Genomic DNA, 17,247 nt, shown 5'->3' on the forward strand with positions numbered 1-17,247 from the left:
AATGGAAGAAAAATTTGACTACTCATCACCTCTGGCGGGGTGCTTCAGCAAATGAATTAATTCTGAACTCTATAAGTAATAGAAGGAAAATTTGACTATCCATCACCTCCAGCTGGGTGCTTCAGAAAATGAATTAACTATTGCTCTATACGCATGGGGAAGGAAAATTTCACGACTCATCACCTCTGGCGGAGTGCTTCAGAAAATGAATTAATTACTGCTCTATACCCAATAGTAAAACACCGAAATATTTGGAAGAGGCGGTGCGTTAGATTTCATTAACGCACCCTACTGAACTATTACTTCTGACTTCTGACTTCTAACTTCTGACTTTTAATCACGCTCCACCGCGCAACTTATCCAACACACTCCGGTCTTGCAAAGTCGAAGTATCCCCAGCAATTTCCTGACCTGCTGCCAGAGAACGCAACAACCGTCTCATAATCTTACCAGAACGAGTCTTCGGTAAATCCTCAGTAAACCGAATCTCACCAGGACGAGCGATCGCTCCAATCTCCTGTACAACGTGCTGCTTCAACTCCCTCTCCAAATCTGCATTAGCCTCCCGTTCCCCTTCCAAAGTCACAAAAGCCACAATATCCTCACCCTTAACCTCATCAGGCTTACCAACAACCGCAGCCTCCGCCACAGCAGGGTGAGACACCAACGCCGACTCAACCTCCATAGTACCCAGACGATGACCAGACACATTCATCACATCATCAACACGACCCATCACCCAAAAATAACCATCCTCGTCTTTATGAGCACCATCACCAGCAAAATAAATATATTCCCCATTTTTCGGCCGTAGGTATTCCCAATAAGTACGACGGAAGCGATCGTCATCACCATAAACAGTCCGCATCATTCCAGGCCAAGGATGCTTAACCACCAAATAACCACCACTATTACCATCAACAGCCTCTCCTTCCTGATTAACAATATCAGCAATAATGCCAGGGAAAGGCAAAGTCGCCGAACCAGGTTTAGTAGAAGTAGCACCGGGTAAGGGAGTAATCATAAATCCACCAGTTTCAGTTTGCCACCAAGTATCAACTATTGGGCACCGCTCTCCACCAATAACGCGATGATACCACATCCAAGCTTCTGGGTTAATTGGTTCTCCTACAGTTCCCAACAAACGTAGAGAAGTTAGATTTCTGGAGTTAGGATGTTCTTCTCCCATTTTCATTAATGCTCTAATAGCAGTAGGAGCAGTGTAAAAAATGGTAACGCCATATTTTTCTACTACATCCCAGAGACAACCAGGATTAGACGCCCGTGGTGCACCTTCATACATCAGGCTAGTAGCACCGTTGGAGAGTGGACCGTAGACAATATAACTGTGACCTGTAATCCAACCCACATCAGCCGTACACCAATATACATCTGTGTCTTGAAGGTCAAACGCCCATTTATTAGTAACGTGAGTATAAAGGTTATAACCCCCAGTAGTGTGTACGACTCCTTTAGGTTTACCTGTTGTTCCACTTGTGTAGAGAATGAATAGCATATCTTCACTATCCATCGGTTCTGCTGGACATTCCCCAGAAGCACCTTTTTGCAGGTCATGCCACCAATGGTCTCGCCCAGACTCCATGTGAATTTCTTGGGCAGTGCGTTTGACGACTAGAACATTTTCCACAGTGGGGGCACCTGCTATTAATGCTTTGTCTACTTGTTCTTTGAGGGGAACAATAGCATCTTTACGCCAACCTCCATCAGCAGTAACAACTAATTTAGCTTCTGCATCGACAAGTCGGTTTTTTAACGCATCAGCACTGAACCCACCAAATACAACTGTATGGGGTGCACCAATTCTTGCACAGGCTAACATGGCGATCGCTGCTTCAGGAATCATGGGCATATATATGCCGACGCGATCGCCTTTTTTTACTCCCAATTGTTTAAATACATTTGCCATCTGACAAACTTCCCGATGCAGTTGGGCATAAGTTAGGGTGCGAGAGTCTCCTGGTTCCCCTTCCCATATTAGGGCTGCTTTATTCCGTCGCCAAGTGGTTAGATGACGGTCTAGACAGTTATAGGAAATGTTAATTTTGCCATTAATAAACCATTTCGCAAAGGGTGGTTGCCAGTCGAGAACTTTGTCCCATTTTTGGAACCAGTCTAATTCTGTTTCGGCTAGTTCTGCCCAAAATCCTTCTGGGTCATTTCTAGCTTTTTCGTAGAGTTGTTTGTATTCTTCTATGCTTTTAATATGGGCAGTTTGGGAAAATTGTTCCGGTGGTTGGAAAAGACGTTTTTCTTGTAGGATTGATTCAATAGTTGATTCTGACATTTGTTTTCTGTATTTATAGTTACTGCTAATAATTATTGTGAACCTAGAATGAACATAAGAATCTTTATTTTTTTTAAGCTGCCTTAAGATTTGTAGGGGTAATCCTATCGTAGTTGCCTTAATAATTCCCTACCACTTAAAGGAAAATTAGTCAATAGATGAGAAGATATTACTATAAATATCTTTAGACAATATTTTGATCGTTGATTAATCCTTAATCCGTAATATTAACAATCAAACGCTACAATATAAGTTATGATATAAAACGTTTTTCAAGATTCATAAGATGGGTCTTATGCTAGGAGGGTGATTGCAAGCAAGAGAAATCGAGCCTAAGCTAAAACAACTTAGCCGTCTTGCCTGGTCAACCGAACCTGCGTTAGCCCAGAGGTTAGATGAAGTCAGGCGCTGGATTAAGGATATTAGACCAGGCTTACTGACGCAGAAAGGTGTCTTAGTAGGATTTTTGTTAGAATTAATTAAGGATGGAGAATTTTGGTTAAAATTACAATCTTTAACAAATGAAGAAAGACAAATATTTTTGCAGCACCTTCCATCTCCAGTTATATACTGGTATGAAAATCTTTTTCCAAAATGGTTTAATGAAAATGATCATAAATTTTATATATGGAAACAAAAATTAAGATCGGGAGAGTTTAATCAAGAAGATGCTGAACTAATAGAATCTGTCGCTCGTCAGATTAAAAGTCGTGATGGTTGTGTTGTACATCGTTATATTGCAGATTTGTCTATGGCAACAGATGTAATTGTGAGTAGTAGCACAGGTAAGCCTCTATGTGTTCAACTCACTACTATGTCCGGTGAATTTTGTCACGATAAGTATAAAGAATGGAAAGATACATTAAAGCAATGGCAAATTAGACGGGGTATTTTTGTTAGTTATAATCCCGGTCAGGATCGTTCTGTTATTAAATTAGTAAATCTTGTTCTGCATAATAGCAAACATTTAAAGGAGGCTAAATACATTAAATTTTGTTTTAGATAGGAATTCGATCGATTTCAATTTCTATGAAATCTAGGACTTATGCACCTCAACCAAGAAACCGGGTTTCTGCCTAAGTCCTTAAATCTTGATTTGTGAATAAAACTATACATTTTAAAAGTAGGCAGCATATATGGTAACAACTAGCACAACTCTGTCAAATAAAGAACGTTTAGAAAAAGTTTGGCAAGCTTTCCAAGCCGCCCAACAGTTACAAGAAGACCGACTAGCTTGGGGCATTAATCATGTCAACTTATATGTCGAAAATGTTGATGGAGATTGGCTGGAAAACTGGGGTGAAGAGGAGGAAGAAGAATTAGCTGAAAAGTTAGTGATAAATTCATAAGTCAAAAGTCAAAAATAAAAAGTCAAAATTTTAGAAAGATTGTAACAATGACTGAAGTGTAAATTAGCGGTGGTATAAACGATCGCCTTCATATTTAACTGAGATGAAGGGCGATCGCTACATCATTTAGTTTTGACTTGAGCTGATAGCTAATAGCTGAATGGTTCAAGCTATATTATAATGCCACAGGTTGAATATTTAACTCAGTTTGCCACTCAGTTAAAGGCTTTTCCCAATTGTCTTCCCACTTTTGGGCAAATAATGGTTTGGCTTTGCTGCCCATTTCCCAACCTTTGGCGATCGCCTTAAGTAACTCAGGCAACTCTTCTGGTATGAGTAGGGTAACTGCAATTAAACTATTAGCAATTAGCATTGTTGCTAGTGGGTCGGGAAATTGAGCCAGATAAAATGCTTGTAAACCAATTTCACCTAGATCGGAAGTATCAAAACCTGTGATTATATGCCATATATCATGGGTTTGACCAATGCGTGCGTTGAGATAACTGACATCGGAATTAATATTAACAGTAGTATACAAATCTTCTGCACTAAAACCTTTGGCTTTCATTGTTGAGGCATAAATATGTCCGAGAGATTCTTCGGGATATTGCAATAATTTATCTAAATTATGAGGTTTTGCTATGTATCGTTCCCCAATCATTGCTATTGCACCAGGGTTATTTTGCAAATGTTTTACTACTAACTCAGAGGCAGGCATTTGAGTTAAAGCTTTCGCCATTTCTTCAACAGGTTTGAGACTTTCATCTCCAGCAAGCATGGCAAAAAAAGGCTTGGCAACTTTCAACAATTGCCAATAATTCGGCTGTGGAGTTGCTGTTTTATGGAAAGGGTTCAAAGATAATAAGTTTGTGAGTTTCATCGGGTAAATCTCCAAGATATTTAGTAAATCAATTTAATTCGAGCGCTCGTTATAAAAAAAAGCAAAAAAAAACTTTTTTCCAGCTTGCAAAACCTATCCTATGTTGCTTGTTACGAATTTAGAGAAGATTTTTCAGGATATTTCTCAAAATAAGTTATGAGCATTTCCATCAATAACGCTACCTGTTCGGCAAATATGGTTGAGTCATTTTTCCCAAGTTGGTCAACCAAAATACCATCAATTGATACCGAAATAAATCGCGCTAATCTAAAATCGCTAATTCCTAAAAGTTCTGCGATTGCCTCCCTAGACTGTCGCTCAATCCTTTGAAATATTCGGTTATTCAGAAGAGTTTCTACCTGACTATGTTGATAAAAATCTACCCAAATTGCCGTATGCTTCACGAGAATATCCCTATTTTCTAGCAAGAGTTGACCCAATATTTCTATACGTTTGAGTAAAGTCTTTCGAGGAGCCATCGCACTATTTAGTACCAGCAACTCCTGATGTCCCAACTCTTCCACCAATTGCTCAAACAGAGACTCCTTATTAGGAAAATAATGGTACAAAGCACCTGTGGAAATTCCTAAAGTTTTGGCTATCTGACGAATCGTGACATTTGCAAATCCTTTCTCGGCAAATAAGTCAAGGGATTGGTACAAGAGTTCTTTGCGGTATTGGTCAGCATCAACAACTTTAGGCATTTTTTTTATATCGAACGCTTGTTATAAATATAGCAAATTAGGTATAGGAATTGTCAAGGTTTAAGTCATAAGTCATAAATTAAAAGTCATAAGTTATAAATTAGAAGTTATATTATGTTCGGTTAAATAGTTATTATAATTAAAGTCCGTAGTAGGGCTTCAGCCCGAACTCTAGATAGGGCTGAAGCCCTACTACAAACCATATACTTTATTATTAAGTGATTATCCGAAGTGGAACGTAATAGTTGAGATTGGCAAAGATGATATTCGTCAGGCAAACCTGGTTCCTCCGGGTCTTCACTTGGTAAGTTATACATTGTGGGCAAAATTCGTGGAGAGAAAGGTGGGTCTGATTGTGGAATAAGAGGATTTATTGTTTAATTCAAAAGTCAAAAGTCAAAAGTAATTTTGAAAATAGCAGCCATCATTAAGTTAAAAGTTAAAAGTAATTTTAAAGATAGTTCATCTACTAATCTAACTGTCTCAATTTGGTGGTAGTGTATTGTTACCCACATTCCGCTAATTTTCATAATTGTTATCAGGCAAGGCTTTGAAGAATTAGTATTGCATACTACATTTTGAAGTATGGAAAGTGGATTCTAACTTCTAACTTCTGAGTTCTGACTTCAGCTATACTCTAATATTGTGGCACTAAAGTCTCAGAATTAGAGACAAAAAAATGAAGATAAAAAACTAATATAAGGCTAAAAAAATTAAGATGAGACTTGACGAAGCAGTAGAATTTGCAGAAAATCCCGAACCTCGTTGCCCCTGTGTGCTATTGTTGGACACCTCCGCATCAATGACAGGCACACCTATTCAAGCTTTAAATGATGGGTTGGAAACTTTTAGAGATAATTTAATTACTGATGATTTAGCGAAAAAACGAGTAGAGGTTGCTATTATTTCCTTTGATAATCAAGTGAAAATTGTCCAAGAATTTATTACTGCAGACCAATTTGAAAACCCAGTATTGACTGCTCAAGGACAAACTTATATGGGTACTGCTATTCACAAAGCTCTAGATATGATTGCCGCCAGAAAGTCAGAATACCGGAATAATGGTATAAGTTATTACCGACCATGGGTATTTTTGATTACTGATGGGGAACCTCAAGGAGAATCAGAAAAAATAGTGAAGGAAGCAGGCGATCGCATACAGCAAGAAGAAGATAACAAGCACGTTGCCTTTTTTGCGGTGGGTGTGGAAGGAGCAAATATGGATAAGTTGGGAGAAATAGTTCAGAGAACACCCCTAAAACTGAGAGGACTTGATTTTAGGGAAATGTTTATCTGGTTATCTGCTAGTATGCAGCAAGTTTCCCACTCTAAAGTTGATGAACAAGTAGCATTACCTCCTCCTGGTTGGGGAGCAGTTTAATTATAGATGGGGAGATGGGGTTATGGGGAGATGGGGTTATGGGGGGATGGGGAGATGGGGTTATGGGGTGTATTGGAACATTTTTTAATCTTTGTCCTGTATCTCTTATATCCACGGACAACTCCGTACCTCAAAAATTTAATCCCAGGCAAAAATACCAAATGGCTTCTATATTCATCCCTTGATTTAGCAATGCCGATAATTTAGTGCAGTGCAGCAGTAAAAGTTTAGTAAATTATGAGTTTATGTCAATAGAAGCACAAAGTCAGTGGCGAGTGGTATCGGTATCGGTGGCAGGTACAAGTCACGAGAAACGAGGGCAACCATGTCAAGATGCACATCATTGGCAGATTTTGCCAGAGGGAATTTTAGTTGCTGCTGTTGCTGATGGTGCAGGTTCGGCAAATTTGGGAGATGTTGGTGCTAAAATAGCTGTCGATGTTGCAGTAAAAACTATTTCCCAACAAAAGCTGTTGCCAAAAGATAATATTGGTTGGCAGTTTTTGTTGGTTGATGCTTTGAGGGCAGCGAAAAATGCTGTTTTGTCTGAGTCTCAGGTGAGGGAGGTTGAGGCGCGGGAGTTAGCTGCAACTTTGATTTTGGTGGTGGCAACACCAGAATTAGCTATTGCTGCTCAAGTTGGTGATGGTGCAGCGGTGGTAGGAGATAGAGAGGAGAATATTTTTCCAGTAACAGCACCCCAGACTGGAGAACATATTAATGAGACAACTTTTTTAATTTCAGAGCAAAGCGTGGAGACTGCTCAGGTAAAAATCTGGTTAGGAAAACCAGTTCATTTGGCAATTTTTTCGGATGGGTTGCAAATGTTAGCTTTGAAAATGCCAATAGGGTTGCCTCATAGTCCGTTTTTTTCGCCGTTGTTTAAGTTTATGACAGTAGTAACTGATGAGTCAGAGGCAACTAAGCAGTTAGAGGAATTTTTGCGATCGCCAAAGGTGACAGGGAGAACTGATGATGATTTGACTTTGTTATTAGCAAGGTATGGTTGAAGATTCGCTAATTTGCAACGGGGAGGCCAGACATGGATTAGGTTACGGATGCACGGATAAAGATTTGCTAATCTGCAACGAAGAAGCTAGACATTGATTATGGCACTGGTTAGCTAGACACTGATGATGCCACGGATGCACAGATAAAGATTTGCTAATCGGTAAATCCATGTCCAAATTTTTTTCTACCACAGTCCTTTAAATGCACAAAAGTTTAAAAAGGAATATCATCCCACTGCTGTTGCTGCTTTTGTGACTTCAACCAATCAGGCACAAAAATCCATTGATGATTGCGAGGATATTTGAGAGGGGAAGGGGAGGGAAATATTCGCCGAAACTGCAAACTCCGAGCGCCAAAATTAATCAATAAACCAATAGGCAAACCTGTGTGATTGAGATAAGTAATCACCTGCCCCAAATACTTCTGATGCAAAGTTGCAAAAGCTTTGATTTCTAAAATCACCTTTTCCTCAACAATAAAATCAGGAATATAAAAACCCAACAAATTATCCGATTCATAAATAGGTAATTGTTCTTGAGGTTGAAAAGCAACTCTCTCATTTGTTAGCTGTTGCTCAAGCGATCGCTGATAAATTTCTTCCCGATAACCAGGTCCCAATTTATTATGAACAGTCATCGCTGCCCCAATAATCTTATAGGTTAAATTCTCATGTACTGCTTTGATTCTACCTCTCATATTTGGACCTTCAGATAAGGAAAAAAATCTAACACTATTTTGGCATAATCTCTAACCGATATCGTTAGACAAGCATGGCTAGACAAGGATTTGGCCACGGATGTACGGATTATCCAACTTATTCTATTCTATATCTGTGTATCTGTGTCATAATTAGTTTCTAGCAGCTACCATCTCCCATCTCCCATTGCTAGAGCAGCAAAATTTGGGTAGGAACGTCAGAATTAGGCAATATCCATCCGTGCATCCGTGCCATAATCAGTGTCTGGCATCAGTTAAGAGACATAATGATGGCATATAGAAATATTGGTCAGGACTGGCAATTTACCCAAGAAGAAATGCAATTTAATGAAGAACAAATAGAATTACTGCAAAAATATTATGATGCTAACGGACTGCTAATAAAATGCTTAATGAGTGATTGTTTTTTCACTCGTGAAGTGCGCGATAAAATCGAAGACGAATTATTTTTACCCATCGTTGAAATCGAAAAAAGGAAAGAACAAAAATGATATATCAAATCATAATAAATTTATTTTTAGTGTTGCTCTAAATCTAATAAAGACAAAAATAATAAGGATTATGCTGAGTAAAAACAAATACAAAATAATCATTAAAAAAACTTAGGAATAACTTAATATTTACCGGATGATTAAGGTATAAAGCCTCTCCATTCATTGAGAAAAAAGAAAAAAATTCCTTTTAGCCAATCCTGTTCTTTATAAAAAGAGGTAATTATTAATTATTAATTATTAATTATTGAACCACTTCCATAAACAAAAAAATATGGTATTATATTATCTCCATTAACTATCTATAGAGTAAAATCACCAATGCCTAAAAGCGAAACCAGGAATGAAGTAGAAGTTCGTTCACAAAAAGTCGATGAATTACGCGCCCAAGGAATAGACCCCTATCCTAGTAAAGCTTATCAACGATCGCACACCACTAAACAAGTTATCGATCTATTTTCTCCCCCCGCAAAAGAATTAGAAGCAGGAGAAACTGACCCCGATGAGAAATTATTAAAAGTTTGCGGTCGAATTACTTCTAAACGTGATAGTGGTAGTATTGGTTTTATTAACCTAACAGATGAAACAGGAAAAATTCAACTGAAAATTGAGAAAAAATTAGTTACGGGCGACCCTGGTTTAAGTTTTAAACAAATTCAAAAATTATTAGATGTGGGAGATTTTATTAGTGCAAAAGGAATAGGTTGTCGTACTAACCGAGGTGAGTTATCAATTCAGGTAAATAAACTTGATGTTCTCTCCAAAGCTATTATTCCTTTTCCTGACTCTTATTATGGTGTAAATGACCCAGAAATTTGTCGCCGTCATCGAGAAATGGATTTAGCTGGAAATGCTGAATCTTTACAGCGTTTTAGAATGCGGAGTAAAATTCTCCAAAGTATTCGTAGTTATCTTTGGGATGCTGGTTTTGATGAAATAGAAACACCAACTTTACAAGCAATTTATGGTGGTGCTGCTGCTCGACCTTTTGTTACTCATCATAATGCTTTAGATGTAGATTTATATTTGCGAATTGCTACAGAATTATTTCTCAAAAGAGCAATTTGTGGAGGTTTTGAACGGGTATTTGAATTAGGGCGAGTATTTAGAAACGAAGGAATTGATAGTACCCATAATCCTGAATTTACTTCCCTAGAAGTTTATCAAGCTTATGCAGATTATTTTGAAATTTTGGGCTTAGTAGAAGATGTTATTTGTTATAGCGTCACTAATGTTTTGGGCGATCTAAAAGAGATAGAATATCAAGGGCAAACTATTAGTTTAGAGCGCAAATATGACCATAGTCAAAAATATCCTAATTTCACTGGCAAACATTGGCAAGTTAAAACAATGGTAGAAGCAGTTAAAGATGAAACCGGACTAGATTTTGACAACTTAGAATTGCCAGAAGCAATTAAAGCAGCAGAAAAATTAAACCTCAAATTATCTAAGTTAGAAACCCAAAGTTTAGGTTATCTTTTATATGCAGTTTTTGACCAAAAAGTAGAGTCAACTTTAATTCAACCTACCTTTGTCATTGATTTTCCTGTTGAAGTTAGTCCGTTAGCAAAAAGACATCATAGTAAACCAGGTTTTGTGGAAAGATTTGAGTTGTTTATTCACGGCACCGAATATTCCAATGGTTTCTCCGAGTTAAACGATCCCCAAGACCAGCGCCAACGTTTCGAGGAACAGATTGCCCAAAGAGAAGCGGGAGATGATGAAGCGCACCCAATGGATGAAGACTTTATTCAGGCGTTGTCATTAGGGATGCCTAACTGTGGTGGAATGGGTATTGGGGTTGACCGTGTGGTGATGTTGCTGACAAATACTCAAAGTATTCGGGATGTGATTATGTTTCCGACTATGCGTTCGACTTTAAAGGATTAAGTATAGCGCAAAGATGGGGGGATGGGGAGATGGGGGGATGGGGAGTATTTTTCCATCTTTTTCCCCTATTGCTTCTCTACCACTCCCGACTCCAGAGCGAGCTTTTCACAATACATGAAGCACCCACTCACAACCCATATATTGTAGGGACTAACCATGGAATACCCTAACCCTATTGTGGTCTACTAATCATCAGGCGTTGCTGTCACTCAAAAATTTCATCCCTGGTATAGATACGCTCTTGGTTTCTATATAATCCGGGTAATTAGTTATCGTATCGCTCTAGGAGTCAGGAGTCAGGAGTCAGGATAAAGAAAACATTGGTACTTGGAAATTGTATAATTCGTATTCAATAGAACATCTGTATTCAGAGAAAGTAATTTTGCAATTACTGTATAACCGGATTTTATATTACGCAAAAAGTGGAGTTATACACTATTTGTAGGGGCGAATCGCGATTCGCCCCTACTATGGCGGTTATGCGTAAGTCCTGAAGATTATACAAAGCTGAGGTCAGTCGTTGGATCAAATGCTCCATTTGTAAACTCAGCAATTAAGTCATTATTAGCACTTAAGAAGATTGCGGTGTTATTGGAGTTGAAGAAGTAGTCTCCCGAACTACCAGTCAGTTCAATAGTATCTCGACCCGTTTGGAATTCTTGGATATCTGCAAAGTCGCTATTACCATCGGAGGAGTAGAAGACATTGCTTCCATCACCTAGAACAATAGTATCTCGACCACGACCTCCGTCAATGATATCAATCTCACCTGCGCCGGGGTTAGCACTGTTTGGATCGACCCCTGTTAAACGGTCTCGACCTCTACCACCGAGAATGCGGTCATCTCCAGCACCACCAACAAGAGTATCTCTTCCATCTTCACCCCGGAGTTCATTTTCTTGGCCATCACCGACTAAGTCATCACGTTGGGAGGTTCCGGTAATATCGACAAAGTTAACAACATTAAAGTTAAGATCGCCTAGTCCAGGAACATTTTTAACAGTGAAGCTTTCCTCCGCCAAGTTAGCCATAAAAGAAGTTTGAGCGCTAATTCCAGTCGAACCATCAATGGCATTATCTCGTCCTTCTGCCCCAATAATGGTTTCGATGTCTAGAATATTGTCTGTACCTGCACTACCTTTGTTGATGACACCTCCGCGTTCAAGGGTGACAGCTTGACCTAAATCGCTGTAATCAACGGTATCGTCACCACCTTGACCATCAAAACTATCATCTCCCTGGCTGCCTCCGAAGATGTTATTACTGTCATTTCCAACAATGTCATCATCGTTGGAGGTTCCAGTCGCATTCACAAAGTTGATGATCTCGAAGGTTTGGTTACCCAGTCCCGGAATATTCTCAACGGTTAAAGTTTCCTGGGATAAGTCAATATCAAAAGAGGTGACTCCACTGGTTCCCGTCGAACCGTCAATGGCATTCTCTTCTCCAGTTGCACCAATAATAGTTTCGAGATTGATAATTTGGTCAGTTCCTGCCGATCCTTTGTTAATGAAACCTGCGCGTTCAAGGGTAATCGCTTGACCTAAATCGCTGTAATCAACGGTATCATCACCACTTCCCCCATCGAGAGTATCATTTCCTTCGCTACCACCAAAGAGGTTGTCGCTACTGTTTCCGACGATTGTATCAGTGTTGGAAGTACCAATGACGTTAACAAAGTTTTCGACGGTGAAGTTAATATCTCCCAAAACAGGAATTCCTGTAACAGTTAGACTTTCTGCCGATAAATCAATATCAAACGCAGATGTTGCGCCACCGGAAACAGTACCATCAATAACGTTATCTTCGCCTGTAGCACCAACAATGACCTCAATATTCTCAATTTGGTCTGTTCCAGCATTGCCTTTGTCAACCACGCCAACAGCTTGCAGAGTAATGACTTCCCCTAAATCTGCGTAGTTAGCGATGTCAATGCCATCTCCACCATTGACAGTATCGTTTCCACGACTCCCAATCAGGTCATCATTTCCATTGCCACCTCGGAGTAAATCTTGTCCACCTCCTCCATCAAGCTGATCATTGCCGTTTCCACCTCGCAGGGTATCACTTCCTCCGTTCCCAGCTAAGGTGTCATTGCCGCCATTTCCTTTAATCAGATCATCACCTGCTCGGCCTCTGATGTTGTCATTTCCACCTCTGCCTGAAATGTCATCACCAACAGCAGTTCCGCGAAGGGTTTCACCAGTATTTGTACCGATAATAGTTGCCATAATTAAATTGATCGAAATCTAACTCTACTCATCTTTTATAATAACATAATAAGTAACAAATAAAAATCTATTTGGGCTAAAAAACGGGGGTTGTGCATCAGCAAAGTGTGGGATAAGTAATTAGATCATTCCAGTTCCAAGGAGCGATATAGCTGCCGCACTTGCTCCGCCAACGCCAACCCCGATCTTTGGGCAGCAGTATTGTCCTTGCGACTATGAACCCAAATCCAATTAAAGTAGGCGATATAGCTGCCGCACTGGCTCCGCCAACGCTAACCTGAGTGTTACTTCTGTTTGCTGCCAGACCTTACCAAACTTATTCTGTCGGTATCGGCCACCGACCTATCTGCTGTCGGACAATTCCATTAGTTCGTTCTAATTGCTGGGTCTGGTCTTTACCGATGATATGTTCTACATCTGAAGGTACAACTCGTTCATACCCACCCCAATCATCTGTATACCAATTTTTACAGCTAGTTTTTCCTTCTGTATTGGCTATTAATTCTGCAATGAACTCGTCAGTATGTTTGCCGACTCTAGTTGCCAAAATTAATCCACGTTCTGGATGCTTGAGTCATGCCAATCCAACAATCCCCTTGTGTCATTTCATTTGCCTGACAGTGTTTTTGTTTTTTTGGACGAATGACCAAAACTCATCTGAAAGATTTTTCAACATGATTAAATCTCCTGAGTTAATACTTTGTGCTTACAACATTAATCTACCCTACCCCCCGAAAATAATGCAACCCCTTTATGCTCAAATTTACAGAATCTTTAATTTTGCCGATGGTGTTTTTAGTAGTTAAAATCAGTGGAATCAATTACTAGATAAAGCTTTGATGTATATAACTGTACAAAAATAATTTATGAAGTTTTGATGAAGTCAGATTTGATAGTACATTTAGGAAGTCTGGGAGTGATATTATGATCCGGTTGAATAATTAGACTTTGGTGGAAGGAAGGCAAAAGGCAGAAGGCAGAAGGTTTTCTACTATTGTCACCTTAATTTTATACACAAACGATGCTACCGGCCCTAATATGATAGGGTGAAACTTTGATCAAAAATGTGAGATTTTTGCTGACATCAGGTAACTAGAGCTTCGCAAACGGGAGCAAGATGCTCCCACTGGACAACAATTGAATCTTGACCATGAGTTCTACCAAGACCAAATCACAAGCAAAACCTTGCAACTTTCCTTGTTCTATCGCCTCAAAAATTTTGAAAACGCGATCGCTCCTTGGAGTGGGAATGACCTAATTACTTATCCCACACTTTGCTGATACACTACCAAAACGGGTTAAATTTACAAAACGTTACAAGGCTGCACTTGGTGACACCGACCTTGTATTTACGCCTAATAAGTATTCTTGAGTTGATCTAAAGCTTTCTTTGCCCTAAACATTGCTCTCAAAAAAGCCACCTGGCTATTCCAAGCAGAACGAGGTAATAACGGCTCTGAAGCATTTATTTCAGATACATCTTTTACATCTTTAGGATCGAGATTTTGATTGGAAGAAATCTTTTCTGAAGAATTAATACCAGACATGATAATTATATTTAATGAATTTCTGATTATTTACTAACAGCAACTAACTCAGGAGTTGACTCATTTTCCTCTTGCCAACTTTCAGGCCATTGAATGCGATCGCTGGTAAAATGTAGGGGATCGTTTTCTGGCCAAGGAGCATTGATAGGTTCTTCAATGAGAGCAAACTCCCCATTATCAAAAGGGTTTCCACTTGCTTTATACTTAAGTTCAACCCTTTCCCGAACTCCCTGTTTTTCCTGAGTTAACGCCCGATGATGACAATAAGGATTATTACCTCGTTTGTCAAAGAAAACATGAGCAGTCCAACTGCAACCACCACGACAAAGTTGAGCAAATTCACAACCTTTGCAGAAACCCCATAAATGATCTGTTCCTTGGGGAGTATCTGCTCCCAAATTAAATCGTAATTCTTCTGTCTCTTCAATAATTGTCCGCAGTGAATAATCTCGGATATTACCGCCAGTATAGGCAGAAGTTGGCAATGACGGACAACCTTTAATTGCACCATCAGCTTCAATACCTAAAGTGGATAACCCGGCATTACATCCCTGCCAAAATGCCCAGGGATTATCTTTTCCCCGTCCCCGCAATAATCTTTCGTAAGGACCATAATAACCAATATTATTTCCTGGTTGAACCTGCACTCCTTCTTTGTACGCTCGTTTAGCAACACGGGCGATCATAGGATATAAATCTAATAATTCGTATGGCTGCATCAAAATCTCACTGTTATCTGCTGCATTCCCCATCGGTACAGTTAACTGAATTTGCCAAGCGAAGACACCCGCATCGCGAATACGCTCATAAATTTGGGGAAACTCTGGAGCAGAAAGGCGATTAATTTGAGTATTACAACCGACAGCAATACCTGCCTCCCTTAAATTACCTATAGTTTTAAAAGCCCATTGCCAGGAACCCTTTTTACCTCGGAGGCGATCGTGAGTCGCTTCTAAACCATCTACGGAAACCGAAACCACCCTAATACCGGCTTCCTTCATCCGACGGGCGGTGTCGAGGGTAATACCAAATCCCCCAGTTGTCATACCACACATCATTCCTGCATCTGTAATAGCCTTAGCAATTTCTAACCAGTCTGGGCGCAAAAAAGCTTCTCCACCAATTAGAGTTACTTCCGTAATTCCCACTTCTGCCAACTGTTTAACCATATCTAAAGCTTCTTCAGTAGAAAGCTCTTTTGTTCTAGTATGTCCGGCACGAGAACCACAATGTTGGCAAGCTAGATTACACTTTAATGTGATTTCCCAAACAGCGTAACTGATGCGATAAGTCATTTTTTAATATCGTTAAATTAACTTGTTGTATATAGAATACAGTTATACAGTATATGTTTATAATTCTATCTATACTTCCATCTCCCCACCTCCCTATCTGTCTCAACTATATAATTAAGTATTCAAGCAGATTTGATATTAGGAAGGGGGGCTAAAAAATTTCTACTATTATACTAGATAACCTATGATTATTTAGTATAATCATAGATTTTGTCAAGCTGTTATTTACTTCTTGATTCCCCAATTATTAATTATATCAGGTTCATCAACAATAATGCCATACATTGGCTGTACAGGAGGCCAAGGTTTGGGAGGCCACCAGATAATGCCATACATTGGCTGTGGCTGTATAGAAATTCTTGATAACCCACCCACAACTGCTGCCAGTTGTTCTTCGTTCATTTCTTCCAACACATTATTTTCACCATCAGTTGATTCTAAGAGACTGTTTGTAAAATAAGTATTAAGAGAACATGCGAGTGACTAAAATCTAAAAGCGGTAATACTTCAAGAGATTGAAATTTGGTAGGTAGAGAAGTATTCAGTACATATATTCCTAGATTTTTAAGCGACAAATATTTGTCTTGATTTCTTCCTCCTTATTCCCTATTCCCTATTCCCTATTCCCTGTTCCCTGTTCCCTGTTCCCTGTTCCCTGTTCCCTATCTCCTTTTTATATTTCCTTTACAAACAATCTCTAACATCTGGGATGTATATTCTTCTAACTCCTCAGTGCTGAACTCATAACCAGCTTCTGCAAGGATTTTTTTTCCTTCTTCTTGAGTTTGAGTATCTTGCAGTTGAGCTAAAAACTCTTGATCATCAGCTATTCTTTGATAGAAAGCTTGAACATTTTCTAATGACATAATCAACTCCTAAATTTCTTGAGATTATTTATTAGTTATATGTAAGTAATACCAATTCACTTTAAAGATGTCACAAATAATTTCCGACTTTAACGGAAGATCGATAATCAACCTTCTCCCTTTGGCTATACATCAGAGGTGCAATCTTATCGCTGAAAACTTTTTCCAGCTTTCAACGAGTCGCACTTTGTTTTGTTTGATATTCTTAATATAAGCAAAATAATTCGGGAGTGGTTGCCAATTTGGCAGATGTATTTACCAAAAATAGACCAAATTTTGGGAGTCCTGTATAAAGTTTTTTTTGATCTAATTGTCCAGCACATTAGCCACAACAGCAACCCAATTTTTACCACGTTATATAGAATCCGATTATATACTAGACCTCTCCGGAAAAGAGGGAACAGGGAGAAGGGAGAAGGGAGAAGTAATTGATAATTTCTGGATAAGAATTGATTTGATTTTTGATTTTCGGAGATGTCTACTATATGTTTATATCTATACTTCACGGACCACACTTCCCACACCCCCACACTTCCCACACTTCCCACACTTCCCACACTTCCCACACTTCCCACACTTC

17 protein-coding genes and 2 pseudogenes are annotated in these 17,247 nt (G+C 39.2%); 7 read left to right on the top strand and 12 right to left on the bottom strand.

Annotation, left to right across the window (positions count from 1 at the left end; genetic code table 11):
- Positions 1–337: 337 nt before the first annotated feature.
- Complete coding sequence (gene acs, locus ACP6PM_RS32720; RefSeq protein WP_426591027.1) at positions 338–2,305, bottom strand: acetate--CoA ligase; 1,968 nt, start codon at positions 2,303–2,305, stop codon at positions 338–340.
- Positions 2,306–2,615: 310 nt separating this feature from the next.
- On the opposite strand from acs, the gene ACP6PM_RS32725 reads away from it, so the two are divergent.
- Together ACP6PM_RS32725 and ACP6PM_RS32730 are read left to right on the top strand one after the other, a co-directional pair.
- Positions 2,616–3,311 carry a hypothetical protein gene (locus tag ACP6PM_RS32725; protein WP_426591028.1) on the top strand — a complete coding sequence of 232 codons (696 nt, stop codon included), beginning with the start codon at positions 2,616–2,618 and terminating at the stop codon, positions 3,309–3,311.
- Positions 3,312–3,441: 130 nt separating this feature from the next.
- Positions 3,442–3,654: a hypothetical protein gene (locus tag ACP6PM_RS32730; RefSeq protein WP_426591029.1), complete on the top strand. Its 213-nt coding sequence runs from the start codon at positions 3,442–3,444 to the stop codon at positions 3,652–3,654.
- Positions 3,655–3,829: 175 nt separating this feature from the next.
- On the opposite strand, the gene ACP6PM_RS32735 is transcribed toward ACP6PM_RS32730, so the two are convergent.
- The 4 genes and pseudogenes from ACP6PM_RS32735 to ACP6PM_RS32750 form a co-directional block, all read right to left on the bottom strand.
- On the bottom strand, positions 3,830–4,534 hold the full coding sequence (locus tag ACP6PM_RS32735; protein ID WP_426591030.1) for a Coq4 family protein: 705 nt from the start codon (positions 4,532–4,534) through the stop codon (positions 3,830–3,832).
- A gap of 110 nt (positions 4,535–4,644) precedes the next feature.
- Entirely contained in the window at positions 4,645–5,238 is a 594-nt protein-coding gene (locus tag ACP6PM_RS32740) for a TetR/AcrR family transcriptional regulator (protein WP_426591031.1), read from the bottom strand.
- Between the two features lie 230 nt (positions 5,239–5,468).
- Positions 5,469–5,612: pseudogene (locus ACP6PM_RS32745) on the bottom strand (Uma2 family endonuclease); the annotation flags it as partial.
- Positions 5,613–5,627: 15 nt separating this feature from the next.
- Positions 5,628–5,768, bottom strand: a complete 141-nt coding sequence (locus tag ACP6PM_RS32750; protein WP_426591032.1) for a hypothetical protein — start codon at positions 5,766–5,768, stop codon at positions 5,628–5,630.
- A gap of 188 nt (positions 5,769–5,956) precedes the next feature.
- On the opposite strand from ACP6PM_RS32750, the gene ACP6PM_RS32755 reads away from it, so the two are divergent.
- Both ACP6PM_RS32755 and ACP6PM_RS32760 read left to right on the top strand, forming a co-directional pair.
- Positions 5,957–6,619, top strand: a complete 663-nt coding sequence (locus ACP6PM_RS32755; protein ID WP_426591033.1) for a vWA domain-containing protein — start codon at positions 5,957–5,959, stop codon at positions 6,617–6,619.
- A gap of 245 nt (positions 6,620–6,864) precedes the next feature.
- Entirely contained in the window at positions 6,865–7,629 is a 765-nt protein-coding gene (locus ACP6PM_RS32760) for a PP2C family serine/threonine-protein phosphatase (RefSeq protein WP_426591034.1), read from the top strand.
- Positions 7,630–7,843: 214 nt separating this feature from the next.
- Here ACP6PM_RS32760 and ACP6PM_RS32765 read toward each other — a convergent pair whose 3' ends face one another.
- Positions 7,844–8,326, bottom strand: a complete 483-nt coding sequence (locus ACP6PM_RS32765) for a GxxExxY protein (protein ID WP_426591035.1) — start codon at positions 8,324–8,326, stop codon at positions 7,844–7,846.
- A 257-nt stretch (positions 8,327–8,583) separates the two neighbouring features.
- On the opposite strand from ACP6PM_RS32765, the gene ACP6PM_RS32770 reads away from it, so the two are divergent.
- Together ACP6PM_RS32770 and lysS are read left to right on the top strand one after the other, a co-directional pair.
- On the top strand, positions 8,584–8,838 hold the full coding sequence (locus ACP6PM_RS32770) for an NACHT C-terminal helical domain 2-containing protein (protein WP_426591043.1): 255 nt from the start codon (positions 8,584–8,586) through the stop codon (positions 8,836–8,838).
- Between the two features lie 321 nt (positions 8,839–9,159).
- Positions 9,160–10,728, top strand: a complete 1,569-nt coding sequence (gene lysS, locus ACP6PM_RS32775) for a lysine--tRNA ligase (protein WP_426591036.1) — start codon at positions 9,160–9,162, stop codon at positions 10,726–10,728.
- A 497-nt stretch (positions 10,729–11,225) separates the two neighbouring features.
- Here the strand turns inward: lysS and ACP6PM_RS32780 are convergent, their stop codons facing one another.
- Positions 11,226–12,959 (bottom strand): calcium-binding protein, encoded by a 1,734-nt coding sequence (locus ACP6PM_RS32780; RefSeq protein ID WP_426591037.1) that lies wholly within the window; start codon positions 12,957–12,959, stop codon positions 11,226–11,228.
- Positions 12,960–13,056: 97 nt separating this feature from the next.
- Positions 13,057–13,620, bottom strand: a pseudogene (locus ACP6PM_RS32785) (IS1 family transposase); the annotation flags it as partial.
- 476 nt (positions 13,621–14,096) lie between these two features.
- On the opposite strand from ACP6PM_RS32785, the gene ACP6PM_RS32790 reads away from it, so the two are divergent.
- Complete coding sequence (locus ACP6PM_RS32790) at positions 14,097–14,240, top strand: hypothetical protein (protein ID WP_426591038.1); 144 nt, start codon at positions 14,097–14,099, stop codon at positions 14,238–14,240.
- Between the two features lie 74 nt (positions 14,241–14,314).
- Here ACP6PM_RS32790 and ACP6PM_RS32795 read toward each other — a convergent pair whose 3' ends face one another.
- From ACP6PM_RS32795 to ACP6PM_RS32810, 4 genes are all read right to left on the bottom strand, one after another.
- On the bottom strand, positions 14,315–14,506 hold the full coding sequence (locus ACP6PM_RS32795) for a hypothetical protein (RefSeq protein ID WP_426591039.1): 192 nt from the start codon (positions 14,504–14,506) through the stop codon (positions 14,315–14,317).
- 26 nt (positions 14,507–14,532) lie between these two features.
- On the bottom strand, positions 14,533–15,801 hold the full coding sequence (locus tag ACP6PM_RS32800; RefSeq protein WP_426591040.1) for a nif11-class peptide radical SAM maturase 3: 1,269 nt from the start codon (positions 15,799–15,801) through the stop codon (positions 14,533–14,535).
- A 225-nt stretch (positions 15,802–16,026) separates the two neighbouring features.
- Positions 16,027–16,203 (bottom strand): hypothetical protein, encoded by a 177-nt coding sequence (locus ACP6PM_RS32805; protein ID WP_426591041.1) that lies wholly within the window; start codon positions 16,201–16,203, stop codon positions 16,027–16,029.
- A gap of 260 nt (positions 16,204–16,463) precedes the next feature.
- Positions 16,464–16,667 (bottom strand): Nif11-like leader peptide family natural product precursor, encoded by a 204-nt coding sequence (locus ACP6PM_RS32810; protein WP_426591042.1) that lies wholly within the window; start codon positions 16,665–16,667, stop codon positions 16,464–16,466.
- Between the last annotated feature and the right edge of the window lie 580 nt (positions 16,668–17,247).

The organism is Dapis brunnea BLCC-M229 (assembly GCF_050015995.1).
In the GTDB taxonomy this organism is placed as follows: domain Bacteria; phylum Cyanobacteriota; class Cyanobacteriia; order Cyanobacteriales; family Microcoleaceae; genus Trichodesmium.